Source organism: Wolbachia endosymbiont of Anopheles demeilloni (assembly GCF_018491735.2).
In the GTDB taxonomy this organism is placed as follows: domain Bacteria; phylum Pseudomonadota; class Alphaproteobacteria; order Rickettsiales; family Anaplasmataceae; genus Wolbachia.
Genome location: NZ_CP084694.1, coordinates 742,691 through 769,486 on the forward strand (window position 1 = coordinate 742,691; position 26,796 = coordinate 769,486).

Genomic DNA, 26,796 nt, shown 5'->3' on the forward strand with positions numbered 1-26,796 from the left:
GAGATTATATGAAAAACTGGATCCCAGTGTCGAAGCACTGGGATGACAGGAGAAGGAAACGCTGGAATGAAAATAGAAGATCTAATTCCTTATATCAATTAATTCTCATCCACCTTTTATGTTACATAAACTCATCACTTTTATAGAACATCTCATTAAAATCATTCAAAATTCCAAAATCTTGATTTTTAATAAATAGATGCCCATCTGCAATATAGGACTCAGCAAGAGTAAATGGTTCATCATGATGCTGTGATGCTGGCCTAACAATTTCATTGTACAAAACCATTACTTGCTCATAATTGTATCCACTACCATCATGATATTTACCACGTATAGTGTCATAAAAATTTCTTATATCATCATACGTAACTTGCAGTTCTACCTTATATTTCCCTATTTCAACAGCCTCACCCACTTTGATTTTTAAAGGATATTGTGATTCTTCTTTCACATTATCTATAACAATTGTTTCCTCTTGCTTCTCTTCGTCTCCTCTTATCGATCTTTTACTCCTTTCTTCACTCGCAGGTTGATCTGCTGGCATTTGGTCTATATAGTTAGATTCTTCTTCTTGCATAGTAATTTTTTTGAGATAGCTAAGCATATCCTTTCCAGCTTTTTCCCAAGTTGCAGCTTCTTTTGAAAGCTCACGATAATAAGAATCATTATCGCCTTTGCTATCTATTACATCTCTTGCTAGTCCTTTCTCTTCTGCCCATAACTCAGCATGTTCAACAAGTGTCCTGCCATCTTTACCTACAACGTCAACGTCAGCTTTGTTTTTTATTAGATATTCTATTGTATCTAACTTTCCATGCCTCACTGCATGAACTAAAGGTGTCTAACCATCATTATCCTGAGCATTAATACTCGCACCTTTTTCAACTAACTGCTCTATCATCTTCTTATTCCCAAGATCAACAGCAAGATGCAAAGGTGTTAAGCCGTAGCTATACTGAATATCAATATCCGCATTATGCTCTATGAGATATTTAACTACTTCCATATTTTTCATGTGCATGGCAAAATGTAGTGGAGATTTACCAGAGCTAATATCACGGATATCAACATCTATACCATGATCTATTAAGTATTTAGCAATTTCCGTATATTTTAGCTCAATTGCATAGTGCAGTAGTGTTTGAGCTGACGTGTTCTTGATACCAAGATCTGCGCCATGCTCAATTAAACTCTTAACTATTTCCGCATTCCCTAGCTTAATAGCAGCAAGTAACGGAAAAGTATAATAACTTTTACTATTAGGATCTGCGTTATGATCTAATAGATACTTCACTATTTCTGTATTACCTGAATAAATAGCACTGTATAATGACGTTTTGGAATAAGCATCTTGAATATTAAGATTTGCACCAAGATCTATTAAGTATTTAGCTATCTCTATATTTCCAGACTCAATAGCATAGTGTAAAGGTGTCTTATAATACACATATTTAGTATTAGTTTTCTGATAATAATTGTCATGAACATTAAGATTTGCTCCATGATCAATAAGATATTTTGCTACTCCCGTATTTCCTGACTGAATGGCATAATGTAGTGGTGTTTGTCCATTATGGTCTCTTGTATCAATATATGAATTGTGTTTTAGTAGCGTTGCTACTTTGCTTAAATCTCCCAATGAAGCAGCAAAATGTAAACTAGTCGCACCTGTTACCTTATTTATCTCGTTTACTTTTCCTATAGTATATTCTACATTATTGTCATCAATATTCACCTTTAAGAAAGGCTGTTTATTATACTTCATAACTTTTGTTGTAACAGCTTTTCCTTGTTCGTATTCACTCGCTTTTTTAGCAGGTTGCATAGAATCTTCTCTACTGACACTTGATTTAGATTCTATCTTGGTTTTATCACCACTTACATTATGTACTGGGCTATAACCATATAGACCCTTTCCTGCACTTTGTTGGCTTGTTGAACTTTCAACACTGTTAGATTCAACAACATTATATTCCATATGTTGTTCACCACTCAGCTCAGCCTTAACCCATTGTTTAAATTCTTGATCATAACCTTTCAGCTCAGTCAAAAAATCCTCAAATAATTTATTACCTTGAGACCTATTTGCACCAGATTTAGAAAGGCTCTTGAGCAAATTATCAATCATATCTGGGTGTTTATCTTCAAGAAATTTGATCACTTGTTCAGCATCCGAATGATAATGTTCTCCTTTGTTATTGCTAATATTATTGCGCAATATTTCATCTGGTTTGAGATCTTTATTCTTTATTGCAATCAAGGCCTCTTTATCTCCGTGATCATTGACATTCCGACCATCTTCCAAACTTGCCATATAGTTAGCAACCCCTTCATGCATGGCCTTAGATAAGACATCACCTGTACCATAATAGGAGTTAATAATAGTTAAAGCGTACCCCATTTCGTGTTTTAAAGTTTAATATGAGTCATTGAATTGGTCCTGCAAATAAAAATAAACATGAATTTCTGAGCCACGCCCTTGAACTGTTAAGCCAGAAGCGCCTTTATAGTTAACGTTCAACTCCTTAAGATAATTTTCGTAGTCACTCTTTGTATTAAATACGAAAACATTAACTTTATTTGGTATGTTGTGCCAAGGCTGAGAATTATTAATGCCAAATGCTGAACCAAAATCTTTTATAGTACTCTCAATGGCATTTTTTACACTACTCAATTTGCTCTGAGTTAATTCCTCATCATCATATTTTATATTTATTTGAAGCTTGTGTTCGCCGAAAGTCATAACTTCACTATCTGGCACAAGATCTGCCACAATTTTATCGCCACTTTTTACATCCATCCACTGCTTAAATTCTTTTTCAACTTCTGAGTTATTCAAAAGATGCTTGAATTTTGATATCGCTTCTACTCTATCGAAGGACATCTCAGTAAGCAATTGCTTTATGAATTGAGGATGTTTTTCTTGTAGGAATGTCACTAAGCAATCTGATATTCTATATTCGTTAGACATACTTGCTATTTTATATGGTGTATCATGCCCAGATTCATGAATTTTATTGTATGCTTCTTTTGTATAATGCATATCGCGAGTGCTTTCTTTTTTAGCTGCATCATAGCTCCACATGAAAAGCTTCATACCGGTACGTAAAACTTCAGGTACTGTATCCATATTACCGGTAGAGTACTCAAGAAATGCATCGCTCATTTTTTCCATTAAAATTTTAGATTTTGCACAAAGTAAGCCATTTACATCTCCAACAATAAAAGTCTTTGCTATCGTGCCGTCAGCTTCGTGTGCTCTTACTGTTCCACCACTCCATAATTCTCTATGGTCCTTACCACCTGAAAATTCCTTGATGTGAGCTTTGTAATCATCGTAATTTTTCAGCACATAAAGCTGCAATTTTACTGGACCAGAATGAACGCTTTTTTGTGAATAAAAATTATCAGACCAGGCTCCGTAAGCATCTTTTACAGTTTGTTTTATATACTCAGGGGTATAACTAGCTAATCCCCCATATTTTACTTCTATTGTAAGCTGATCGTTTATTACTATACTTTCTTTATTTGGAAATAATTTTTTAATCAAAGTTTGTGATTTATCATATTCAGAATTTATTTTAAATTTCATATTCACCTCTTAAAAATTTTCACTATAAATAAGTCTTGAGAAAAATGCGTTAACTGTAGATTCAGCCTTTACCTTGTTTTTGCACAACTGCTGAGATAGTTGATCATCGCTGAAAAGCCGATTCTTAGTATTGAGATATTTAGCATAGCTTCTAGAATTAAATTCAGGGATTGAGTAAAAACCGCTTTCAAGTTCAAGATAAGAGCTGCTATTCAGAACAAAAAATAAATCGCTCTGGTCAAGCAGTATGTCATAACCAGAGCTCGTGCAATGTAAGTATTCATTGCTTTCATACTCTGCTATGTAGTATTTACTTGCATCAAGATCACCATTAAGCTGTAAAATTGCCACTGAACGTCCATTCCCAATACTATGGCCTTTTATTACTTTAAGTACTTTAATCTCATCATTTTCTATGAGTTCTCTTAACTTTTCTTTCTTTTGATTTAATTCTTCCTCTGCCTTTCTTCTGTCTTCTTCTAATTTTGTTTCTTTTTCAACAAGCTCATTTTGTATTTGCAAAAACATATCTTGAATGGTTAAGCCATTTAGAAAGTAATCCAATACACTTGACACAAACGGCTGCAATTCACCATTATCTTCAAAGCTCTTTTCCTGCTTTTTGTCATATTGAGTGGGATTATAGATTGCATACAGAGGATAAAAACCATAATTCACCTCGTCGAATGATAACTCTATCGAAAATCCGCTTTGATCAAGTGGAAGTTTAGTAGCTAAATATCTACCATTATCATCTCTGACATATAGCTCATTTATACCATAGTGACCACTATATTTGTTGTAATAAATATAAAAATTCTCAGGATTAAGATTAAAGTAATCATCTAAATTGTTAGGTTTACCGAGCTTTTCACGTAAAAAACTCTTGCTCTTATCTGTAAGTTTGATGCGTGTAGAGAAGTAACACCAATCTATTCGATCACCTTTTTCTATTTCAAAGTCTAGGACTATTTTATCGCTAAACATACAGAATTTCCTCACATTTCCAGTATTTATGATTATAAATTGTGTACTATGAAAAGAGCATTAAGGCTTCTCTATGTATCTAAAAACAGCGCTAACTTATGACAAAAACAGTTGACGTATTACTGCCACTTCCAATTGATCAGCTATTTTCATATGCAGTTGAGGAAGATACTGAAGTTTCAATTGGAGATTACGTAGTGGTGCCGTTTGGCAGAAAGCGTTTGATTGGAATAGTTTGGAGAGAAAGTAGCAAAAGCGATCGAGAATTAAAATTTATTGAACAAAAGGTCGATTTGCCGAGCATCAGACCAAAACTGATCGAATTTGCAGAGTGGGTTGCGCAATATAATGTAATACCTATTGGTATGCTTGCCAAAGTGATAATGGGAGGAGTATTAAAGGTAAATCAAATAGATAAGTTAGTTTGCACTAAGCAAAAGCAAGAAATAAGCGAAATAGACTACCAATTAAGCCCTGAGCAGCAGGTAGCTCGAGATAAAATAATAAGTAATTTGAATGAATATTCAGTAACTTTACTTGACGGTGAAACCGGGTCTGGAAAAACGGAAGTTTATCTCTCTGTAATTGCACAGTTAATTAAGAATTATAGTATTTACGAACATTGTCTACCAAAAAGACGTCACTCCATCCTATGGTGTCATCCCAGTGTTTCTTTTTCCTGTACCTCCTTCTCCTATCATCACAGCGCTTACTTTTTTTGCAATTCCAATGCTCTCTTCTCTTGTCATCCCAGTGCCCCGACACTGGGATCCAGTTTTTCATATAATCTCATCACAAACGTTTATTTTAATTTAAGACCAATACCTAATTTAGAATCAAAATTCCTGGATAAACACTGGAATGACACCCTTATATTTAAGGTAAAACCCACTGTAACACTTAGCATACTGCCTTTGCCAAGCACTGAAATGACAACAGAAGGAGGTAATGCACAAGTCCTTATCCTTCTGCCAGAAATTGTCCTAACTTCACAATTGGTAAATCGTGTTCGCAGTCAGACATCTGGCAATATAGCTGAGTGGCATTCAGGACTTACTCCCAAAGCTCGCCGAAATAATTGGCTTAGTATTGCAAATGGAAGTGCGCAGATCATTATTGGGGCAAGGTCAGCACTTTTTTTACCTTATAAAAACCTAAAATTAATCATCATTGATGAAGAGCATGACTCATCCTTTAAACAAGAACAGGGGATTATATATAATGCTCGAGATATGGCCATTATCTTAGCCAAGCTCGAAAATATTTCGATTATTTTATCATCCGCCACTCCGCTACTTGAAACAATTTATCATGTTAAAAAAGGGAATTACAATAATGTAAAATTGACTAAAAGATTCGGTGGTGCAGAGTTGCCACAAATAAAAGTAGTAAATAATAAGCAATGGATTTCCAATGAACTTTTCGAAGGAATAAAACAAACCATAGAGAAAAAACAGCAAGTTATGCTCTTTCTAAACCGCAGAGGATACGCACAACTTGCAGTTTGTAAAAAGTGTGGATACAAAATTTCCTGCTCAAATTGCACTGTATGGCTTACTTACCACAAGAAAAAGAACGTCCTTTTGTGTCACCATTGTTCTTATCAATCAAAACTTCCAGAAAAATGCTCCAATTGTCAAAGTGAGCAGTCATTGCTTCTTTATGGTGTGGGAATCGAAAGGTTAGTTGAAGAAATAGTGAAATTAATACCAAATGCAAAAACTGCGATTATCAGCAGCGATCAGAAGTCGCTTGGTAGCGTCATTGACTCAGTGCTCAAGGAAGAGGTGAATATTATAATCGGTACACAAGTGATTGCCAAAGGGCATAATTTCCCTAAGTTAACTTTGGTTGGAGTGATAAATGCAGATTTAGGACTTGAAAATTCTGATCTTAGGGCAGCAGAAAAGACGTATCAATTATTGCATCAAGTTGCGGGTAGATCTGGGAGGTTCAACGAAAAAGGAACGGTAATAGTGCAAACTAATAATCCTGAAAGTTTGATAATAAAAGCATTGCAGCAGCAAAAAAGGGATTTGTTTTATGAAATTGAACTTGAGTCAAGACGCAAAGCTAAAATGCCTCCATTTAGTAGATTAATAGCTCTTATAGTTTGCGGTAAGGATCAATTTGCAACGCAGAAAGCAGCAAGTGAGATAACAAGCTTTTTGCATGATCAATGTTCAGCTACTACTCCTTCTGTGTTGTCATTCCAGTGCTTGACACTGGAATCTAGAAAAGAAGAACTCGAAATTTTTGGCCCATCACCAGCAGCAATAAATTTCTTAAATAATAAATATCGATACAGAGTGTTACTAAAGATATACAATAAACATAGTCCATTTATAAAGAAAAAGCTGAAACATTGCTGTAACTTAAGTTCAAACATTGCAATAACAATAGATGTTGATCCTGTGAGTTTTTTTTAACAAAATTACGGAATTTATTTGACATTCACAGAATTAATTGTATTAAATTTTTAATTAAAAATTTAATTTTTATTAGAATTTATTATGTTATTAATATAATAAGAATAGGTAGATAATATGACTTTACTTGAAATCGTCTGTAGGAAAGGGATAAAGCATAACAAAAAAATTACAGAATTGAAGGCATTCCTTAATAAAAATATCGAAATACCTATTGACAAGGAGTTATTTAAATCAGCTTTATCTATAGAGGATACTGTAGATATAAGAAAAAAGATGGTGTATCTTATTTTGCAACACTGCATTGTATACGATAGTACAAGGTCTAAGAAAGAAGAGATATTGTCATTTAAAAACGTGATGAAGATTTTAGATGAAGCGGTGAATAGATTTGTTACTCCTCAGTATTTCTACAAATTGATCAATTTTCAAGATCAAAATCGAGAGACGTTATTACACCAAGCTGTTAGAAATAATAACACTGATGCTATAGGAGCCTTTTTGAAATATGGTGCAAATCCTTTGATAGAGAATGTAAATAAGCAAATTCCATTAGATTTAGCTCAAGGATATACAAAAAAAGTGCTAATTGAATGCATGAAAGACCAAGCTCAATCGAAAAAAGAAAGTGCTAGATGTAATGGTTTGATTGGTATCATACTTGGTGTTTTTCTTGGTGTTGGACTGGGTATTGGTAATGCTCTAGTACCTTCAATGACTATTATATTATGCGCACTCGCAGTATCTGTTCTTGTTGCTGGAATAGCAGTTGGAGTGGCTATATATTTACTAAGTCAAGACTATAAACAGGCTAAATCGATAGAAAAAGCTATAGAAGAAGCTGTTAACCCTCAGTCGTCTCTTGTCAATCATGCAGAAGCTTCTGAAATCGTAGGTAATACCAGAAGTTAAATAATAACTGTGTGTTTTTTACATTAGATCTGTTGCATAATCAAGTGTTATCCCAGTCTGGGATCCAGGTTGGTGCTAAGTTGGTAAATACTCTAGAATGTTTTTTGCGCGAAAAGGCTGGATGCCAGTGTCACGCACTAGCATGACACCCATTTTTTCTCGTCCACTTTATATTTTACCACTCTGCTGAACGGATACGGAAGCGTAGCTATAAAAACTGCAGGTACCAGTTGGTTTTTATTAGCTAAAGTAAAGGTCAAGTATCTGGAATTCTGAACATAAGATCCGCCTGTATAAAAAAGATTAGAAAAAATGCAGTGCACATACGAAAGATATGCTCTGAAGAGGATACGCTACATTTTTAATGAGTGTGATTTAAAAGTCTGCAAACGGAGATAGATTTTTGAGCTCAATAAATATCTCTAACTGTAATTGTAATCAGATTTAAAATATGCGGAAGTAATTTTTTAGCTAATAATTCTGTCTTGTAGGAATTTAACAAGAGAACCAAAAAGTTAGTGTCATAAATATTTTTATCAAAAACCATTTCAAAAGAAATCTTAAATAAGGTTGAAATCTTTCAAAGATGAGATATTCTTCTTGTAATCTAATTATTAGTTTTTTATGTTACCAATAGATGGTCAAATAAACGCTGCAGTAAATTTTCAAGCAGAAGACTTTGAGTCTAAAAATGCTACAGATCTTGATTATTTAGCTAATCCTCTAAGTGCTTCGAATGCAAAGCTAGAGAATAGCGTTAAAGATAAAGATAAAAAGAATGAGGCGCCTTTTTCCAGTAGAAGAGGCAGCTCGCATGTTTTAGAACTTTTTTCTAATGAAAATGTTGAGATTCACATTCAAGATAAAACGCCTTGTGCTGCTCGGAGTGAATCAGGTATAGCTGGGTTATTTAAAGGCAGGGGTAGTATAAACATAAACCTTTATCAATCTAAAGTACAACGTAGTTCTGCAATTGACTAAAGTACTAGAGAAAGTATAGGGTCACGGCTACTAAATATCTGTGAAGGAGAAGAAGATATCTCTTTTGATCAAGAGATTAATTTTTTATATAAAGAGGGTTATTTGTATGATGCCTTATTGTTGCAAGATGAAAAAAATCAGGACACACCTTTACATGTAGCTATCAAAAAAAATCGTGCTGATTTTGTAAAAAAGCTTTTGTGTATTCTTAAGGAGCCATACCGTGCAAATGAGTTTTACAAGCACAAATATTTTGAACATAAGGAAGAGAATGAAAAGCCGCTTTTCAAAGTTATTAATACTAAGAACAAAGACGAAAAAGACGTAATTACTCTGACTATTGAAGGTAATAATTCAGAATGCATTTCAGCTCTTTTTAACTACTTAACTCGTGAAAATATTAACAGAAGAAAAGATGTTAAAAATGAGTACACACCTCTACACGAAGCTGTGCTTCTTAACAAAAATGAAGCAATTAAAGAGCTTCTCAAATCAAAGGATATAGATACTGAACTCATAGATAAGGAATCTTACAAAGCATATAATTATACTAATAACCAAGAGGCAATAGAATTGTTTATTAAGCACTATAGTAGTAAAATTAGTGAGTTGCGTATAAAATTAGAAGATAATAATAAAAAACTAGCGCGAATTAAGTGCATCCTAAGCAAAACAAAACTTACTTGTGTATGCTTAGCAGCCTTTGGCTCTTGTTTTAGAATGTATAGAAATTCCCATGACATAATAAATGAAGAAGTGAGCGAAGATATGTTATATTATTCTCTTGCATTGATTACCAACACTACAGGTCTAATATTATTTTTTAATTATTTGATCGATACAATACTTTCCAAGTATGAAGAAAAAAATTCTAGTTTGAATAAAGAGTCAGACAGTTATGTAGAAGAAAGAAATATGTTGAAAAATAAATTGCGTCATTTTTAAAAAAGAAATACTAGAACAAATACTCAAATGTCTGAGATAATTTCAGTTACACCTGAGTCAGACTTAAGTTACAGTAGATTATGATTACATTACTTTTTTCAAGACAATTTCTGAGAAAAGTGGAAAAATTTTTCTATAGCTAAGCAAGATAAAGACTTACTACTTTCTTTACGAAAGGTTTGATGTTATCATTTTTGAACTATCTTGAATTTACTGAATGAACATTAATATAAGGAATTTAGTTCATGCTTTTTCTAAATTGCCAAGTTTAGGGCCATCGTCATCAAGAAGGTTAGTTATACATTTGCTCCAAAATAAAGAGAAAGTCATGCTACCGCTTGCATCTTTGATTAGAGAGCTAGCGGATCTTATAATAGAGTGCAAAATTTGTGGAAACCTAGATATTAAATCGCCGTGTTCTATTTGTACTAACCCAAAGCGTGACACCAAGTTAATGTGTGTAGTAGAAGAGTTGGGTGATCTATGGGCATTTGAAAAAGGGAATATATATTCAGGTATGTATCATATTTTGGGTGGAAGGCTATCAGCAATAAATGGCATAGGTCCAAAAGAACTGAATCTTGATAACATTCCCAAAAGAGTTACAAAATTTAAAATTGAAGAGGTCATTATTGCAATCAATCCGACATTAGAAGGCCAAGTTACTGCGCAATATATAATTGAATTGCTAAAGAATTCGAATGTAAAAATATCGCGCCTTGCTTGTGGTATACCGATAGGTGGAGAAATTGACTACCTAGATGAAGGGACGCTGAAGATAGCGCTTACGTCAAGACAAGAGTATGAGTTAAATATAAAGTAAGGTATGTGCTTAAAAAAACTTATATCGCTAATAACATTTAAAAAAAAAGAAGAGGAGCAATTTCCTAAGGTAACAACTTGGGAGAATGATTGCTTAGGCTATAAACAAGTTGCAAGTAAATTTAGTTCTACAATCAAGACAATCGATAAGTCTTTTTCAATCGTATCCTTAGAAGGATATGATAAGTGGGGTAAGACATTTTTTTTGAAAAAATGGGTAAAGGATCTAGAGCAGCAAAATGAAATTGCAGCTTATTACAGCGCATGGGATATTAGTGCTCTAGATCAACCATTGCCTTCTTTTTTACATTTCCTATTTGAGGATCTATTTGCATCATACGAAGTAAAAAGAAGTGTTATACAGCAATTTAAAAACATAAACCAAGAACTATTTTCTCTCAATACATTAGGAAAGCTAATCAGTAAATCTCCACTCGCTATGCTTTCAGTATTTCTCGATGCTGCAAAAGAGGCTGATAAGAAAGACATAGGTTTTGTCTTGGGTGAATTAAATCTTCTCCAAAGGAGAAAAGAGAACATTAGAGATTTTAAAATACAACTAGCAGATGTGGTTAACAAAATCAGAAAAGGTAAAAACATTTATATAATGGTCGATAATCTTGATATATGCCGTCCAAAATTCATTGTCGATTTTTTAGAATCCATAAAGTACATGCTTGATGTTGAGGGACTGATTTTCATTATCTCTGTTAGTCAAGATAAAAGTAACGTGCAAAGAGCAATCAGCACAATACTTGGACCAAATTTCAGCCTAAAATCTTTTACTGATCTCTCTTTGCATTTGCCAAAACAGCCAATAGAGAAATTTACAAGAAAGCTGTTTCAAAATATTGAATTGCCGAAAAAATCAAAGAGCTTAATTATAGATAGCTTTATATTTTATGCAGAAAGCTTCTCATTATCATTGCAGGCAATAGAATACTGCGTAAAGAAAATAAAGCTATGTTATGCGAAAATTGATCCGAATTTATTTACATTTTTAGTAATACTACAGTCAGTAAACACTGATTTGTATGAGGAATTATATTCATCACCTCAGAAGGCACTGGAGAAGATTGAGAGCGCTTTGATTCTAAACGGTCAGGAAGAATGGGAAAATCTTAAAACTTCTCTTGAGACTACTCTTAAAGAAAAAGAATCAAAGACTCACAAATCTTTGAAGCAAATAAGAGATATCTTATTCTAAGAATAAAGATAATTGTAGAACAGAACCCTCTTCTTATCATTTCAGCTTGCATGACTAAATTTTAGCATATATGACCTTGAAAGATCGCTATGCAATACTTAAATTATTAGAATAGCAGGCTAATAATGGAGCTCAAAATGCACAACATACAAAAAACTGAAAGTTTAAAATTTGACGCTGAAGTAGGCAAAGTACTAAATATAGTAATTCATTCACTTTATACCAATAAGGATATTTTCTTGCGTGAGTTAATATCAAATGCATCAGATGCATGTGATAAATTGCGCTATGAATCGCAATTAAATCCTAATTTACTAGATTCAAGCGATGAATTGAAGATTACTATTAGCTCCAGTAAAGATAAGAATGAGCTGTATATAACCGACAATGGAATTGGCATGAACAGGCAAGATTTAATAGATAATCTTGGCACGATTGCAAGTTCTGGTACGCAAAAATTCTTGGATGCAATTAAGAATAATAAAGATTCAAACCAAGCTGTAGAACTGATTGGAAAGTTTGGTGTTGGTTTTTATTCAAGCTTCATGGTTGCCTCAGAAGTTATAGTAGAGTCAAGGAAAGCCGGAGAAGAAGAGTCTTGGGTATGGAAATCTAAAGGAGATGGAGAATATTCAATCAGCAAGTTAGATGGTCAAATCTCTCGTGGAACAAAAATTACGCTCATCATTCGTCCTGAAGAAAGCGAATTTTTAGACAAATTCCGTATTGAAAACATTGTTACTACTTATTCAGATCACATAAATTTTCCTGTTGAATTTGTAAATGAAGAAGGGAAAAGTGAAAAATTAAATAGCAAAGCTGCAATTTGGACTAAGCCAAAAAATGACGTTACTCAAGAAGAGCACAACAACTTCTTCCGCGGTGTTGCGCACGTAGGTGGTGAGCCTTGGATGATACTGCATAATAAAAATGAAGGTGCAATAGAATATACGAATTTGCTTTATGTTCCTTCTATCAAGCCTTATGATTTGTTTCATCCAGGTAGACGCTGCTCTGTAAAGTTATATGTCAATAAAGTATTTATTACTGAAGATAATGTACAAATTATACCACAATACCTGCGTTTCTTGAAAGGTGTGGTTGATTCACCAGATTTGCCTCTTAACATCAGCAGAGAAGCACTGCAGAATAATCGCTTTGTTGAGCAGATTAGGAAATCCCTAACTAAATGCGCGGTATCAGAGCTCGGCAAAAAAGCAAAAGATAATTTAGAGGAATACATAAAATTCTGGGGCAATTTTGGTGCGGTGTTAAAAGAAGGTCTTTGCGAAGCTATGCCAACTGATGAAAGAGAAGCATTGCTTTCCATTTGCAGATTTCATAGCACCAGTGATGATAAGCTAGTTAGCATTGATGATTATATAAGCAGAATGAAGCCTGAACAGAAACATATCTACTATCTCACAGGAAATAGTCTCGATTCAGTAAAAAACAGTCCACAACTTGAAGGATTCGTCAGCAAAGGATTGGAAGTGCTTCTATTTGTTGATCCAGTTGATGATTTCTGGACTAGCGTGATTCATGAATATAAAGATCAAAAATTTAAATCTGTAACTCGTGCTGATGTTGATTTAGAAAAATTCTCTTCAGAAGAAGGTAAGAAAGATGAAGAAAATAAATCAGATGAAAACAAAAGCGAAGAAAACGCGGATTCTATACTCGAATACTTCACCAAGGTTCTTGGAAGCTTAGTAAAAAATGTAAAGATCTCTAAGAAATTAACCGATAGTCCTGTGTGTCTAGCAGTTGATGAAGGAACTATGGATCTTCGTATGGAGCGTTTTTTACGTGAACAGAAGCAGCTAAATTACCGCACGCCAAAAGTACTTGAAATTAACATTAAGCATCCTTTGATAAGAAACATAATGGAATCTCACGCTGAAAATGGTGAAAATCCAACACTTAGAGATATGATTTACTTATTGTTCTATCAAGCTTGTATAGTGGAAGGTGAAGAGATGGAAGACGTAAGTCTGTTTGCTAAAAGACTCAATAATTTGCTTGGCAAAATTTCTGTTTAATGCTATTATTAACTTAGCTAATGGTCAGGGGGTAAATCATGGGTGGTTGGAATTTACTTGGTGGGCTCATGCCGACAGCAGTAGATACTGCAGGAGAAAGTGAGTGACGCCATTCTGGAGATTCAGGCACTGAAGAGGGGTTTGAAATTTTAGGGTGAGAAGAAATTAAGGAGCGTCGCTACTCTGGAGATTTAGGTAATGAAAGTCAAGAAGAAGTTAGCGTTGATAATTCTGACACTGAAGATAGGCCTTCTAATGGAGCAAATACGTTAAAGTTTCAGCTAACACAATCTCTGCTAAGTCAAGTAAAGGCAAGTGAGAATAATAGGAATGCAAATTCTGGCAAGCAAGCTTACAAAGACCTACCCAGGATGGATTTTGTAATTAATGGTCAAGTTATAGACAAGAATTTCGTCAGCCAGCTTCGTGATAAATGTAATCAAAATGACCAACGCCAAATCGCAAAACATGTTTTTACAAAAATGTTTGAACATGCTAAAGCAAAAATTCCAAATGATAATCTATTAGAAGAATTAATTACTAGTTGCAATCAGGCTGATTATGATGGCTCTTTGTTAATGCAGCTCTCTCCTATATTTTTGGGACACGATTTGCAATTGCCTGATGCTAATGATAGACATATAGAAATTGTCTGTAGTGATCAGGATTCTTTAAACGTTAAATATTTTCCAAATATGCCTGTTAAGCAACTGGGTAAAGAAATATGTAGGGTTGATGCTATTTTAGAATTCACCCTTAAGTTTCGAGATAGTAAGGTAGAGTATGAAAACGGCAAAGTAACACTTGCCATTCCTGAACAATTAGAGAATTACAAAGCTGATGGCAAAAATTTGTTCGATGATATAAAGATTCATCTTGAAGATGCTGATAACTCAATTATTGAGTCTCTTCTTGAAAATATTGGTGAAGGTCCGAAGTCGTTTGTTGTAAATCTGCCAGCAGAGGTGGATTCAGATTCATTTGATATTATTCCTGAGGATACAGTTTTTGATCTGGGCCATATTCCAGAATTAGTAAAAAAAGCAGTGGATGATAAGGATGTTAATGCCTTGGCTAATCACATAGGCTTTTTTCAAGATCATGTTACTCATGTATCATCTAAGGAAGGTTTTTCAATAGTAGAGAAAACATTAGAAATAGTAAGTGATTTTACCAAGGAGCAAAGCAAGCCATGGAGATGTTATCCTACTGTACCTATTGCAAGTCATATATATTCTGTCAAGCAGCAGTATTGTGATGGTTACATTTCTCAAGAAGGTTATGAAAAGCTTAAAAAGATGGAGGAGACTTTGTGCAAGATCAAGTCTGATCTGATAAAAATAAGTACCAATGATTATAATGAAGAATCTCCTGTTAAAAATGCTCAAGACACTTCGGCTATACTAAATGAGACTCCAACCTCAAGCCAAGCAGTGAATAGAGAAGATAATAATCAACTAAATACTAAAGAATCCAAAAATCAACGGCCACAAAGGAGTATTGTTGATAAAGGAGAAAACATTATGAATAATAAAAAGGTTTCAATAGAAGAAACTATAGATAATAATAATTATAGGAGGGGTAAAATGCATAGTAGTGATCAAAATATAAAAACCGTAGGAGAAATGTTGTTTGATGATATCTCTAGTTTTGATTGTAAAAAAGTAAGATCTTTAGTAGAGCAGGCAAAGCAAGAGGGCAATAATGTAGCACCTATCATGAATGAAGCTTTCAAGAAAGCTAATGAGGCGAGAGCTAAGCAACAAAGTACAGCATTTAGAAAAAAGCTCAAAAAAAATTAAAGAGTTTCTTAAAAAAGAACTCGATAATATTGCCATATTATCAATGAGCAATGATGTAGAAATTACTGTAAGTAGACAAGAACTCCCTGTATTGGAGCTTGAAGGAAGTGAATCAGATTTAGCATCGTCGAGTTCTGAAGATGATGATTTTTCTAAACTTGAAGATAATAAAAGTGATTGCTCTGCCGGAACTTCCTCAGACTCTAATAGTAATTCTCCATTTGAAAAAATTAGTGAAGAAGGTCATGAAACAAGAATATCTGTAATTGACACAGTGGAAGCTGAAGCAACAGCTAATGGTAATGTTTCTAGTAATTCTGTTCCTTGTACTTTAAGAATAGAATTAACAAGTGAAGATGAATTTCTTTCGATTGAAATTGAAGATGTTAATAATGCTGTTAGCGTTAATCAACCTACTGGGCATGTAGAACAAGTTGCTAACGGAAATGGACAGCCAAAAACAGTAGCTAATAAGCAAGCTAGTAATAGCAACGAAATTTACACAAAAGAGAATAGCGTTAAATGGCCTACCGTAGCTACATGGATGTTTGCAATAACTTGAATGCTTGCAATAGCTGCTGCATCAGCTGCATATTTTGCTCTCGGCACTAGTCTGCTGGTAGCAGGAGTAGCGGCAGGCATTGGAGCTTTCTGTATAGTTGCTGCTATAGCTGTACATTATTATAATAAGGCACCTTCAGGTCCACTTAAAGGACTAGATGTTGAAGAGGTTGTTCGTAATGCTGCTGTAGGAGCAAGTTAAGAAATAGTATTCTATCATTTAATGATTTATTATAATTATATTGATTGTTAATAGATAAAAACTTGGTGGACTACGAAGAGATGCTTGCTAAGTTGACAAAATTGCCATTTAATGCTACACTTAGCTTAGCTACTAATTAGGAGGAAAAACATGTTAGGTTCAGATTTTGTATCACAGGAATCAAACAAAATTTTAAAGAAATCAAATTATAGAGATTCGGGCACTGAAGAAGGGTTTGAAATTTTAGAACGAGAGAAAAAAGAGCGCCGTCGTTCTGAGGATTCAGGTAATGAAAGTCAAGAGGAATTTGGCGTTAATAATTCTGATACTAAATCGAGTGCAGTAACTACGTTAGAATTTCAGCTAACACAATCTCTGCTGGGTCAAGTAAAGGCAAATGAGAATAATGAAGATGTAAAGTCTGGTGAAGTAGCTTATAAAGACCTACCTAAAATGGATTTTGTAATCAATGGTCAAGAGATAGATCAGAATTTTATCAACAAATTATATATTAAAAATGATAAAGACAAAAAAACTATCGCCTGTTTGCTAAGCAAATTTTCGCAGGAATATTTGAACATGCTAAAGCAGATGTTCCGAATGATTTCCTCATAGAGGAATTAACCACAAGTTGTAATCAAGCGGGGTATATGGCTTTCCTTGCTATCCGAATACATAGTATATTAATAAAATATCAGGTACTTCCTAGCGATTCTGACAAGAAGATCATGTACATCGATTGTTCTGATGAGAATTATGTACGCATTAACTATAAGTCATCAATGGTGGCACTCAATCCTGATGAGTCAGAGAAGGAGATATGTGAATTAGACAGTTTACTTAGATTCACACTTAAATTTCATAACGGTGAAGTAGAGTATGAAAATGGTAAAGTAACACTTATCATTCCTGAAGAATTAAAAGCTTATAGAGAAAGTTTACTAGACAATATTAATGAATATTTCACAGATTATGATAATGATGGATTTATTCGTTTACACGTTGCAGCACAAAAAGGTGATGTTGAGCTTGGCAGGCGTTTACTAGAATGTGGTGCAAATATTGAGATTAAATCAAAAACAAAAGTAGGTGGTGACACTGCACTTCATTTAGCTGCTAGAAATGGTCATAAAGATTTTGTGAAGCTTTTACTCGATAACGGTGCAGATGTTAATTCAGTAAGCAGTACAAGCAGCAGAGTAACTCCTTTACATTGAAGCAGCATATAGTGGACATTTAGATGTTGCGGAATTGCTAATAGAGCGTGGCTCAACAGTTGATGCTAAAGATCGGCATAACTTTACTCCTTTGATGTACGCTTCTGCAGAAGGTAATTCGGCAATGGTGGAATTACTTTTACAAAACAATGCATATCTTTATTTACAGAATAATAATGATGAAACTGCACTGCACTTAGCTGCTGATAATGGCCATCCTGATGTAGTTGCTATTTTAATAAGTGCAGCAGAAGATAAAGAAAGGTATGTTAATATGCAAAGCAATAATATTGGTACTGCGTTGCATGTTATAGCTTATAATCGAGAAATAAATGAAGGGCGTAAAAAATCTGCAAAATTGCTACTAGACAATGGTGCAAGCCCGTATTTAGAAAATGATCCAATTATTAATACACCATTAGATACTCTTTTGAAAGAAAGCTCTTTAGATATGGCAAAAAAACGAGAAAATAAGGGATTTTTGGAATTTATATCATCTTTAGGCTATTCAGCAACCGTACCAAGAAATTCAAAGAATGATCCACAAAACACAAAAAAGTATGTCGTAGCTGCTTCTGCGCTTGCAATAACTGTTATTGCCTTAGGAGCAGCTGTTGCAGTTTACTTGGAAATGTTAGCAATAGGAATAGCAGTTGCAGTTTGTTGTCTTATTGCAGCTACAATTACGTACTGCTATAGGCCTAAAAGCTTAGTTGAGGATAATCAGGTCAAAAAGGTTATGAAGACAGAAGAATGTCATTCTAAGTAATAAATATAGTAGTCTATCATTTAATGATTTATTATAATTATATTGATTGTTAATAGATAAAAACTTGGTAAACTACGAAGAAATATTCTTAAATAAAATCAAAGATATAAAAGAAGAAGGGCGCTATCGTGAATTTACGCATTTTGCGTCATTACCTGGCAAACTTCCCTATATTATGGATTATGAAAGAAATAGAGAGGTTATTGTCTGGTGCAGTAATAATTATCTGGGAATGTCACAAAACGATAATGTCATTGCTGCTATTCAAAATTCATCTGTTGGTGCTGGAGGAACAAGAAATATATCAGGTACAACAAAGGAAGTTGTTGAGCTCGAGAAGTCTTTGGCTGACTTGCATCAAAAAGAAGCTGCTTTAACTTTTGCTTGTGGCTATCTTGCCAACCAAACTACGCTTAGCACTTTGTCGTCTGTTATTCCGGGTGTGGTAATTTTTTCAGATGAGAAAAATCACTCTTCAATGATAGAAGGTATAAAGTCAGGCAAAAGACCGAAGCACATATTTAGGCATAATGATGTTGATCACTTAGAGCAGTTGCTAAAGTCTATAGATATAAAAACGCCGAAAATAATAGCACTTGAATCTGTATACTCAATGGATGGTGATGTAGCACCGCTTGAAGCGATATGTGATCTAGCAGATCAGTATAATGCAATTACCTATTTGGATGAGGTACACGCAGTTGGCATGTATGGACCGCGCGGTGGCGGAATTGCAGAAAGAGAAGGTTTGATGGATAGAATAACTGTTATTCAGGGTACATTATCAAAGGCTTTTGGAGTGATGGGTGGATATATAGCGTCTTCAAAGAGCTTGGTGGATGTAATAAGAAGTTCAGCCCCAGGATTTATTTTTACTACTGCTATGTCACCCGTTTTAGCAGCAGCAGCAAAGGCAAGCGTTGAGCATTTAAAATCGAGCAATGTTGAAAGAGAGAAGCAAAAGCAGTCTGTTGAAGAGGTAAAAGACTCACTGAGAAACGCAGGAGTGAATTTTATGCAAACAGAAACTCATATAATTCCAATCATAATTGGCGATCCTGAGTTGTCCAAAAAAGCATCAAAATTGTTATTTGATGAGTATGGAATATATGTACAACATATAAATTACCCAACAGTTTCAAAGGGGACTGAGCGCTTCCGTATTACTCCTACGCCTTACCATACAAATGAAATGATAGAGCATTTAACAAAATCTCTTGTAAAAGTTTTTGAGAAATTGTCTGTTTGTGTCTGTTGTTGAGTTTAAAGTTGCCAAGAATAAGGTATCTATTTAAAAGCATGGTTAATGTACAAAATCAGTGCTTTATTTCTTGTCATGAAAGTAGCTAATACTGAGATCCAACTAAGTTGGTAAACACTTTACAACGTTTTTTGTGCAAAAGGACTAGATGCCATTGTCACACACTGACTATTTGTTCCTATAGTTGTCTTTTCTCGTCTATCTTATTTTGCCACCCTGCTGCAATGAGGGGTAGGTAAGGAAAGATAACCATTTATTATTTTCACTACGTGACTTTTGCTCTTTTGAATGAACTTTAGTTTATATCTCCAGCAATGATAAGCGCGTTATCTTCCCTTAATCTCCCACCGCTTTCTTGCAGAAAAAGCCTACCGAGTGAAGTTTTATATTTATTAATTCCAGAGTAAATTATTCCATTGTATCTTCCGGCAGCAAGATATGCAAAACCTAGTACCGTTGAGCCAAGGGAGCGTAGATTATTATTGTCAAGTGGTAATTTATTTAACAAATTACCACTTATGTCTATTATTCCCCCTTCACGAGCTTTCATCCGCATTTTTACATGGCGAGATTTGAAATCTTCAAGAAAAGCTCCTTTCTTTTCCTCTGCCCAGAAAGTTTCTCTAAGGGCTGGAGCATCAATCACAGCTGCTACAACTCTGTTTTTATGAATGAGACAAACTGATACTGCAAAATAAACCATACAACTAAAAAGGTTTTCCTTGCCTTCTATAGGCATAATAAACCAAGTATAACTTCCTTCTTTTAGATCTTGGCCTACATTGTCTTCAAAAACAAAGTCATAGTTCTGATTGTAGTTTTTCAAGCAATCGTACATAAGTTGCTTGGATTTCGAATAAGTTTTATTGATAAAGTCTGCTGACTTAACGCTTGAAATTTGCAATTCATTAAAATCACGTATAAGCTGCTTGGAGGCACTGCGTACAGAATCAAGCATCACATTGATTCGTGGTGATGAAATTGCCATTTACTCTTTCACTCTTTCGTAATAGCTGTTATCAGGAGTATGTATTACAATTTTATCACCTTCTTTTATAAATTGAGGCACGTTAACGCGTATTCCGTTTTCCAAAATTGCAGGCTTATAAGAAGCAGTAACAGTCTGCCCTTTGATAACAGACTCTGTTTCTTTTACAGTTAGTGTCACGTGATCAGGCACATGTGCAGAAATTATTTTATCTTGATAAGTTACTACTTTAATTTTCATATTATCTTGCAAATAAGCCTTCTTTTCTCCTAATAAGTCTAAATTTATAACAATCTGCTCGTAATTACTTGGATGCATAAGATTTACGATATTTTCTTCAGTAAAAAAATAAACATATTCATCTTCATCCAAAATAGCCCTTCTGATTGTTGCATCAGAGCGGAATCTTTCATAGTGCTTTGCTCCAGTTTTGATATTTTTCATTTCGGCTTGTATGTAAGCACCACCCTTACCAGGTTGAGTATGCATAATACTTATAACCAAAAATAAACCACCGTTATGTTCTAGTACCTGACCTGGCCTGATATCATTAGCCCTTTCTGCCATAATTACACTTTTAATTTGGTCTGATTATTATAAATAACTTTATACAAATATCAAAATTTTTATTGGCCAATGAATTCTGGCATGTTGATTACTATATACCTTTCCTTCATGTTGATGTATGGAAATACTTCTTTAGTAAAAGATAACATAATGTTTTTTTTTGTGCTGATAACCAAAATTTCTAATATATCCCCCGAGCCGAAATTATTTACAGATTTCACATAGCCATATAATTCATTACTCTCTAGTCTTACTTCCATATTCACAAGATCATCTTGGTAAAATTCATCCTCATCATTTAACTGTGGTAGCTTATTTCTTTCTATATATAACTTTTTATTTCTAAAAAGTTCTGCTTCATTACGGGAATTCACACCGCTAATTGTTGCTATTACTAAATTATTACTGACAACAGACACCAAGCTTATTTTATAATTTTCACTTCCGATTATTAGTTCACCATATAGGAAAATATTTTCGGGCTTTTCAGTAAAGGTTTTTATTTTGACAGCTCCTTTGATTCCATGGAGAGAAGTAATTATTCCGAGGCATATATTCATATTAATATGATAGTTGAAATCAGCTTTTTGTCCATAGAATTGACAATTTACTGAATTAACATATAATTAATATTGTGATAATTATAGTGGGTAATGTGTGAGTTCTATCAGTAATCAAGAAAAGCAAAGTATTATAAGTAGCTTAGAAAAAATCAACTACAAGCTAAAAGGTGAATCTATAAAACTTGATGATACAAAGGAATCTATAATAGTAGCACGTCGTAAATCTGTTGTTAAAGGGATATTGGAACATCTCAAAAACCCTTCCATTGCTAACTGTAATATTATGATCGATGCAGAAACTGGATTTGGTAAGACTTACGACATTGGAATACTGAGTTATGTACTAGCCCAAGCAGGATTTCATCATCTGGTTGCAGTACCAAGCAGTGATCTAGTAAACCAAGCTAAAAAAATGATGAGTAATGCATTTACTGTAAACATTAGGACACCTAAAACTGTTGAGGAAATTAAAAATGCACTGAAGGCAACTAAATCTACAACAATTATAGTGACACATGACCTGTTATTACAGCAAGAAAATGATCGTAAATTTAAAGACCAAAATACCAAGTTGTGGATTAGTGTTGATGAAGCAGACAGTATTAACAAGCAGCAGGATTTTGAGAACATGTGCAAGCTTGATGAGAAATATCCTACGACTTACCTAACTGCAACACCAAAGAGAAGGATTTTAAATAGATGCGTAAAAGTTATCAGCCCGACAAGATTGAGTAGACGTTGTATTGCAAACGCCATCGAAACAGCAAGTGTTATTGCAAAAACCAATAGGATAACAAATTTCAATCAAGCACTTGTAGTGAACATTGCTACCTCCATCATATCTTTAGCTATATTGTTTCCTATTATAAATAGTAATGTTGCTGCTGTAATTGGTCTCACTTCAGATTATTGGCTGTATTCTGCTTTAATTGGAAACTTATATTATACAATTTCTATGTTTATATTTGGTATAGTAATGTTGCCAATTTGGTGGGTACTAACTAAAGCAACTGGTGTAGAGTCAAAAGAACTGCTTTCTAGATTTCTTGCTAACGTGCGTAGCTTATTTACTAGAGAAAAATCGAGCCCAGCTCATGAATATGTTGAAAAGAGCGAAGAAGTTTTTAATTACAATAAGCTTGTTGATACCGATGATTTATTAACTTCTATAAGATGGAATGTGCAAAGCCCAATTGGAGAAAGTGCTCTGCTTTTAGCTGATGATGTAAATAGTATAGTTAATCTTAACTTTGCGTTGCAGGGTAGAGATAATTTAGTATATGAAGGTAGTACACGTTATGAAGTGTATAATAAATTTCAGCCTGAAGGGATATCTTATCAAGACTATAGGCTCAAGTTACGCGAAGCGAACTTTATAAGCTGCGTTAAAAAGCAACATCCTAGTCTGACAGAAGAGCAAATATCTGAATTAAAAGAAAAGGTGGATTTCAGTAGTACTGCTGAATATCTAAAATATAGAGTAATGCATTCAATGATCGATCTTACTCTCTCATATTTAATGAAGTGTGATAATATTACTTTAGATAAAAGAAGAAGAGAAGGTTTGAGTGAATTGACAGAAGATGTTAAAAAGAATGTTAGCACCACTAATGATAACAATATTATAAGCTACCTAGAGAGAAAAGGCTTTAGTGAGCAATTTGCTAGAGATGAGCTCTTACCGCAAATAAAGACAGTAATTGAAGCATTGAGTAAAAGTGATAACGAGCAATGCAGCTTAATAGTTGATAATTGGCGCTTAAGCAAAGAGCTCCATGACCTCATGAAAAGAGAGGAAGGTATACTACATAGTCTCATTGATTTTTGCAAACAAAATAAATGTATCTTTGCAGGAATTGGGAAAAATGATCTTGGTATTGGAGAAAATAGACCCTTTTCAGCGATAATACGTAATCAAATAGGTAAATATCGAACTATTTATTGTGATTATGAAAAAAGAGATTTTGATGCATTAGCTAAATATGCGTTGACAACGGTTATAGATGAATCGAAAGGTCGTGGATTTGATAGTGAATATAATCATGTTGCATCAATATTTGCAGATTCGGTTAGTCAGTTCAATAATCCATCTGAAGCCCTACAGAATCTTGGAAGAAATAGAGAGCGTAATGAGAGCAGACAATCATGGTTTTTCGCTGCTGCAGGTGAAAAAGTTGAGCTATTTGTGAATAAGATCTTAGCAAATTTTAAAAACGAACCACAGAAATTTTGTCAGAAAGTTTTGTTTCCAGCTACTAATAAATACAATAAGTTGCTAAAAAATAGAATGGGAGAAGAACTTGGAAGAAAAATAGAAATCTATATTAGTAAAAATATTGATGCATTAGGAAATATTGATGATTCAGCTCTGAAGAAGTTTTCTAGTGATTTGATAAAAGAAACGTATGAAAAAGTTCATGATATAAATGATTTTGATGTCAAAAAGACAGAACAAGATTTACATAGGATTTTAAAAAGTACAGAGGCATACCTTCGTTCATATGAGAACAGAATTAAAAACAACGGTAAATTATCTTGCACACGCTCAGCTTTATTTTCTGTGGGGAGTGCTATAACAAAAGTAATGTATTATCTTTGGGCAGGATTTGACTATTTAGTCTTTTTGGCTAAAGCGTACAATATAGATAAATCTGGAGATACCAGTGCAAGAGCGTATGTACACATAATCAGAAACTGTCACTGTGAAAGTAGTGTGAAGGCGCAAAATGTATTGGTTCATGCATTAGAAATTGCTAAAGAACATGACAGCAGTTTCAAAAGAAATAGTTTGTACGAAGGCGATGAGGATAGATGTAAAGAAAAAATCATCTCATATTTTCAATCCAAGCAATATATAAGTGCATTAGATAGAACAATTACTCAAATTGAAAATAAACACTTGGTAACAATTTTGAAAGCTGTAGGCTACGAAGATGATGCTAATAAAATGGCACAAGAAATCAAAGATTTTTTATGTGATTTAAAGAATTTAAATTGTGTAGACTTGAGAGAAAAATATTATCAAGGCAACTTATATCAAGAAAGCAAATTATACAAAATCAATAATCAAGTTAGTACGATAATTGATGAAATTGTAAGGTGTCATAAGTGGCATCATGGAATAGAGGACTTAGAGCTAAAATTAAAAATCAACCATAATATTTTTGAAGTCAGAGTTAACAATGATTTTTCTAAGTTACGTGAGAAAAACTTTAACAAACGCTCTAAAGAAAGGACATATCTAGGTAGAGCTATGTTACTTATTGGGTTTATAATTTCAATGGAGCTTATAGGTAGAATATCATCAGGTCAGACCATTCCATTGCCTTTACTTTGCGGTTTTATAATATTTGGACCACTGGCACTCTTGTGTGGTGCATTGTTATATGAAATAACGACCTATTTAGTGAGAGGAGCATTTTTTATTTTTGGAATGCCAATTCTTTTAGGAGAACTGTCTAAATGTGTTTTGAGAAACGGCTCAATGAAAAGTTTGTTAGATATGACATTATCGCTTGGTAACTCGGCTTTTTTCAATATTCCGAAAGACATCGTGCAATCATTTATATTTGAGGATATAACAAAATTTGACTCACTAAGTGATATAAATGAGCTTACACTGATAAGAGAACAGGAAAAGGCAAAGTGTACAAATGAAGTAGCTGATAAAGTTGTAGCTACTGCTTTATCTGCAATTTTGATACAGCCAACAACTAGTGAGCAGGAAGGTTTAATTTTTAACTAGAACTTTTTAGATAAATACTGAGTGAGGATTTCAATGCCTTCATCAATCTCTTTTTCAGTAATAATGAGTGGAGGCAAGATTCTTAGAACATTATCTGATGTTACTCCAACAGTAAGTAAACCAAGGTGACTTAGCTCTTCTGCAAATTTTTGGTTATTCATTTTTACTTTTATTCCTAGCATCAACCCTTTCCCTCTCACTTCTTCTATCATTGGAAACTTGCTTGCTAAGTCCTCTAGTTTATTTTTTAAAGACTTACCTCTAACTTCAACATTTTCTAAGAAGCCAGGGCTGAGCAATTCATCCAATACAGCATTACCTAATGAAGTTGCAAGTGGATTACCACCAAAAGTAGAACCATGCATACCGACCGCCATGTACTTAGCAACCTTTTCAGTTGCAAGACAAGCCCCCAGAGGGAAACCTCCTCCTATTCCTTTTGCAAGAGCACATATGTCAGGCTTAATTCCTATGTGTTCATATGCAAATAACTTTCCTGTCCTGCCAGCACCGCACTGAACGCAATCAAAAAATAGCAGTATGTCGTTTTCGTTACATAGTTCTCTTAGCTCTTTCATGAAGACCTCACTCATTACTTTAATACCACCTTGTCCCTGTATTGGTTCTATTAATATAACACCTATGCCATTAGAAATTGCTTTCTTTACACTCTCAATATTGGGCTCTATGTTATCACACCAGTCAATATAAGGATTCAGTAATTCAGAAAATTTATGTCTATCGTTTGTTGCACAAGTTAAAAATGTCCTTCCATGAAATGCACCATGAAATGTTAGAATTCTATAGCGATTTTTATTACCTTTTTCATTTTGATAGGCCCTAGCGATTTTAAGTCCACATTCCACTGCTTCTGATCCAGAATTTGCAAAAAATACAGTATTAGCAAAGCTGTTGTTTATTAAATTTTCTGCAAATTTGTTGGCAGTAGATATATTATAGGTATTTGATATATGCCATAGTTTTTCTCCTTGTAATTTTAGGACATCAGTTAATCGTGGGTTGGCATGACCTAAATTGCTAACAGCTATTCCAGAGTGAAAATCTATATAGCGCTTATTATCGATATCATACAAGTAAATACCTTTGCCATAAGAAAAATTTATGTTAATAGGAGAATAAACTGGCAAGATAGGAGAAATTGTCATAAAAGTATGATATGCTAATTTTTTATTAATACAAT

General features: G+C 34.0%; 20 protein-coding genes and 1 pseudogene. 15 read left to right on the top strand and 6 right to left on the bottom strand.

The features are described from left to right. Nucleotides 1-121: 121 nt before the first annotated feature. Both JSQ73_RS06780 and JSQ73_RS03950 read right to left on the bottom strand, forming a co-directional pair. Nucleotides 122-3,595 (bottom strand): annotated as a pseudogene (locus JSQ73_RS06780) (ankyrin repeat domain-containing protein). A 9-nt stretch (nt 3,596-3,604) separates the two neighbouring features. Continuing rightward, nucleotides 3,605-4,582 (bottom strand): hypothetical protein, encoded by a 978-nt coding sequence (locus tag JSQ73_RS03950; protein WP_214249678.1) that lies wholly within the window; start codon nt 4,580-4,582, stop codon nt 3,605-3,607. Nucleotides 4,583-4,680: 98 nt separating this feature from the next. Here JSQ73_RS03950 and priA point away from each other — a divergent pair, with 98 nt between their 5' ends. From priA to hemA, 14 genes are all read left to right on the top strand, one after another. Further along, nucleotides 4,681-7,011: a replication restart helicase PriA gene (gene priA, locus JSQ73_RS03955; RefSeq protein WP_214249679.1), complete on the top strand. Its 2,331-nt coding sequence runs from the start codon at nt 4,681-4,683 to the stop codon at nt 7,009-7,011. A 117-nt stretch (nt 7,012-7,128) separates the two neighbouring features. Beyond that, nucleotides 7,129-7,923 (top strand): ankyrin repeat domain-containing protein, encoded by a 795-nt coding sequence (locus JSQ73_RS03960; RefSeq protein ID WP_214249680.1) that lies wholly within the window; start codon nt 7,129-7,131, stop codon nt 7,921-7,923. A 624-nt stretch (nt 7,924-8,547) separates the two neighbouring features. Then, nucleotides 8,548-8,904 (top strand): hypothetical protein, encoded by a 357-nt coding sequence (locus JSQ73_RS03965; protein ID WP_234301650.1) that lies wholly within the window; start codon nt 8,548-8,550, stop codon nt 8,902-8,904. A gap of 102 nt (nt 8,905-9,006) precedes the next feature. Then, a complete protein-coding gene (locus JSQ73_RS03970) occupies nt 9,007-9,849 on the top strand; it encodes an ankyrin repeat domain-containing protein (protein ID WP_234301651.1) in 843 nt (280 codons plus the stop codon). 223 nt (nt 9,850-10,072) lie between these two features. After that, the gene (recR, locus tag JSQ73_RS03975; protein WP_410543642.1) at nt 10,073-10,672 is read left to right on the top strand and encodes a recombination mediator RecR; all 600 of its coding nucleotides are present in this window, start codon (nt 10,073-10,075) and stop codon (nt 10,670-10,672) included. Nucleotides 10,673-10,675: 3 nt separating this feature from the next. Then, a complete protein-coding gene (locus JSQ73_RS03980) occupies nt 10,676-11,878 on the top strand; it encodes a P-loop NTPase fold protein (protein ID WP_214249682.1) in 1,203 nt (400 codons plus the stop codon). Between the two features lie 137 nt (nt 11,879-12,015). After that, a complete protein-coding gene (gene htpG / locus JSQ73_RS03985; RefSeq protein ID WP_214249683.1) occupies nt 12,016-13,920 on the top strand; it encodes a molecular chaperone HtpG in 1,905 nt (634 codons plus the stop codon). 371 nt (nt 13,921-14,291) lie between these two features. Beyond that, nucleotides 14,292-15,722, top strand: a complete 1,431-nt coding sequence (locus JSQ73_RS03990) for a hypothetical protein (RefSeq protein ID WP_234301652.1) — start codon at nt 14,292-14,294, stop codon at nt 15,720-15,722. Continuing rightward, on the top strand, nt 15,664-16,284 hold the full coding sequence (locus JSQ73_RS03995) for a hypothetical protein (protein ID WP_214249684.1): 621 nt from the start codon (nt 15,664-15,666) through the stop codon (nt 16,282-16,284). Before JSQ73_RS03990 ends, JSQ73_RS03995 begins: the two co-directional genes overlap by 59 nt. Next, complete coding sequence (locus tag JSQ73_RS04000) at nt 16,285-16,485, top strand: hypothetical protein (protein WP_214249685.1); 201 nt, start codon at nt 16,285-16,287, stop codon at nt 16,483-16,485. Between the two features lie 150 nt (nt 16,486-16,635). Beyond that, a complete protein-coding gene (locus JSQ73_RS04005; protein WP_234301653.1) occupies nt 16,636-17,100 on the top strand; it encodes a hypothetical protein in 465 nt (154 codons plus the stop codon). A gap of 35 nt (nt 17,101-17,135) precedes the next feature. Continuing rightward, nucleotides 17,136-17,702, top strand: coding sequence for an ankyrin repeat domain-containing protein (locus JSQ73_RS04010; protein WP_234301654.1), 567 nt, complete (start codon nt 17,136-17,138; stop codon nt 17,700-17,702). A gap of 34 nt (nt 17,703-17,736) precedes the next feature. Then, nucleotides 17,737-18,471, top strand: a complete 735-nt coding sequence (locus tag JSQ73_RS04015) for an ankyrin repeat domain-containing protein (RefSeq protein ID WP_234301655.1) — start codon at nt 17,737-17,739, stop codon at nt 18,469-18,471. A 64-nt stretch (nt 18,472-18,535) separates the two neighbouring features. Beyond that, nucleotides 18,536-19,732 carry a 5-aminolevulinate synthase gene (gene hemA / locus JSQ73_RS04020; RefSeq protein WP_214249703.1) on the top strand — a complete coding sequence of 399 codons (1,197 nt, stop codon included), beginning with the start codon at nt 18,536-18,538 and terminating at the stop codon, nt 19,730-19,732. A gap of 295 nt (nt 19,733-20,027) precedes the next feature. Here hemA and JSQ73_RS04025 read toward each other — a convergent pair whose 3' ends face one another. The 3 genes from JSQ73_RS04025 to rimM are packed head-to-tail and all read right to left on the bottom strand — an operon-like array spanning nt 20,028 to nt 21,847. After that, nucleotides 20,028-20,720 carry an inositol monophosphatase family protein gene (locus JSQ73_RS04025; RefSeq protein WP_214249686.1) on the bottom strand — a complete coding sequence of 231 codons (693 nt, stop codon included), beginning with the start codon at nt 20,718-20,720 and terminating at the stop codon, nt 20,028-20,030. Continuing rightward, the gene (efp, locus tag JSQ73_RS04030) at nt 20,721-21,287 is read right to left on the bottom strand and encodes an elongation factor P (protein WP_214249687.1); all 567 of its coding nucleotides are present in this window, start codon (nt 21,285-21,287) and stop codon (nt 20,721-20,723) included. A 59-nt stretch (nt 21,288-21,346) separates the two neighbouring features. After that, nucleotides 21,347-21,847 (bottom strand): ribosome maturation factor RimM, encoded by a 501-nt coding sequence (rimM, locus tag JSQ73_RS04035; protein WP_214249688.1) that lies wholly within the window; start codon nt 21,845-21,847, stop codon nt 21,347-21,349. A gap of 97 nt (nt 21,848-21,944) precedes the next feature. Here rimM and JSQ73_RS04040 point away from each other — a divergent pair, with 97 nt between their 5' ends. Further along, nucleotides 21,945-25,595, top strand: coding sequence for a DEAD/DEAH box helicase family protein (locus JSQ73_RS04040; protein ID WP_214249689.1), 3,651 nt, complete (start codon nt 21,945-21,947; stop codon nt 25,593-25,595). On the opposite strand, the gene JSQ73_RS04045 is transcribed toward JSQ73_RS04040, so the two are convergent. Beyond that, nucleotides 25,592-26,761: an aspartate aminotransferase family protein gene (locus JSQ73_RS04045; RefSeq protein ID WP_214249690.1), complete on the bottom strand. Its 1,170-nt coding sequence runs from the start codon at nt 26,759-26,761 to the stop codon at nt 25,592-25,594. The two genes, JSQ73_RS04040 and JSQ73_RS04045, sit on opposite strands and share 4 nt — an antisense overlap. Between the last annotated feature and the right edge of the window lie 35 nt (nt 26,762-26,796).

What these genes read in the sequence shown, in the direction of transcription:
- rimM (WP_214249688.1), bottom strand. Translation starts at nt 21,847, where the DNA reads ATGAATATATGCCTCGGAATAATTACTTCTCTCCATGGAATCAAAGGA.
- htpG (WP_214249683.1), top strand. Translation starts at nt 12,016, where the DNA reads ATGCACAACATACAAAAAACTGAAAGTTTAAAATTTGACGCTGAAGTA.
- priA (WP_214249679.1), top strand. Translation starts at nt 4,681, where the DNA reads ATGACAAAAACAGTTGACGTATTACTGCCACTTCCAATTGATCAGCTA.
- JSQ73_RS03990 (WP_234301652.1), top strand. Translation starts at nt 14,292, where the DNA reads ATGGATTTTGTAATTAATGGTCAAGTTATAGACAAGAATTTCGTCAGC.
- JSQ73_RS03950 (WP_214249678.1), bottom strand. Translation starts at nt 4,582, where the DNA reads ATGTTTAGCGATAAAATAGTCCTAGACTTTGAAATAGAAAAAGGTGAT.
- JSQ73_RS04045 (WP_214249690.1), bottom strand. Translation starts at nt 26,761, where the DNA reads ATGACAATTTCTCCTATCTTGCCAGTTTATTCTCCTATTAACATAAAT.
- JSQ73_RS03995 (WP_214249684.1), top strand. Translation starts at nt 15,664, where the DNA reads ATGAGGCGAGAGCTAAGCAACAAAGTACAGCATTTAGAAAAAAGCTCA.
- efp (WP_214249687.1), bottom strand. Translation starts at nt 21,287, where the DNA reads ATGGCAGAAAGGGCTAATGATATCAGGCCAGGTCAGGTACTAGAACAT.
- JSQ73_RS03980 (WP_214249682.1), top strand. Translation starts at nt 10,676, where the DNA reads ATGTGCTTAAAAAAACTTATATCGCTAATAACATTTAAAAAAAAAGAA.
- JSQ73_RS04010 (WP_234301654.1), top strand. Translation starts at nt 17,136, where the DNA reads ATGGCTTTCCTTGCTATCCGAATACATAGTATATTAATAAAATATCAG.
- JSQ73_RS04000 (WP_214249685.1), top strand. Translation starts at nt 16,285, where the DNA reads ATGCTTGCAATAGCTGCTGCATCAGCTGCATATTTTGCTCTCGGCACT.
- JSQ73_RS04025 (WP_214249686.1), bottom strand. Translation starts at nt 20,720, where the DNA reads ATGGCAATTTCATCACCACGAATCAATGTGATGCTTGATTCTGTACGC.
- JSQ73_RS03960 (WP_214249680.1), top strand. Translation starts at nt 7,129, where the DNA reads ATGACTTTACTTGAAATCGTCTGTAGGAAAGGGATAAAGCATAACAAA.
- JSQ73_RS03965 (WP_234301650.1), top strand. Translation starts at nt 8,548, where the DNA reads ATGTTACCAATAGATGGTCAAATAAACGCTGCAGTAAATTTTCAAGCA.
- JSQ73_RS04005 (WP_234301653.1), top strand. Translation starts at nt 16,636, where the DNA reads ATGTTAGGTTCAGATTTTGTATCACAGGAATCAAACAAAATTTTAAAG.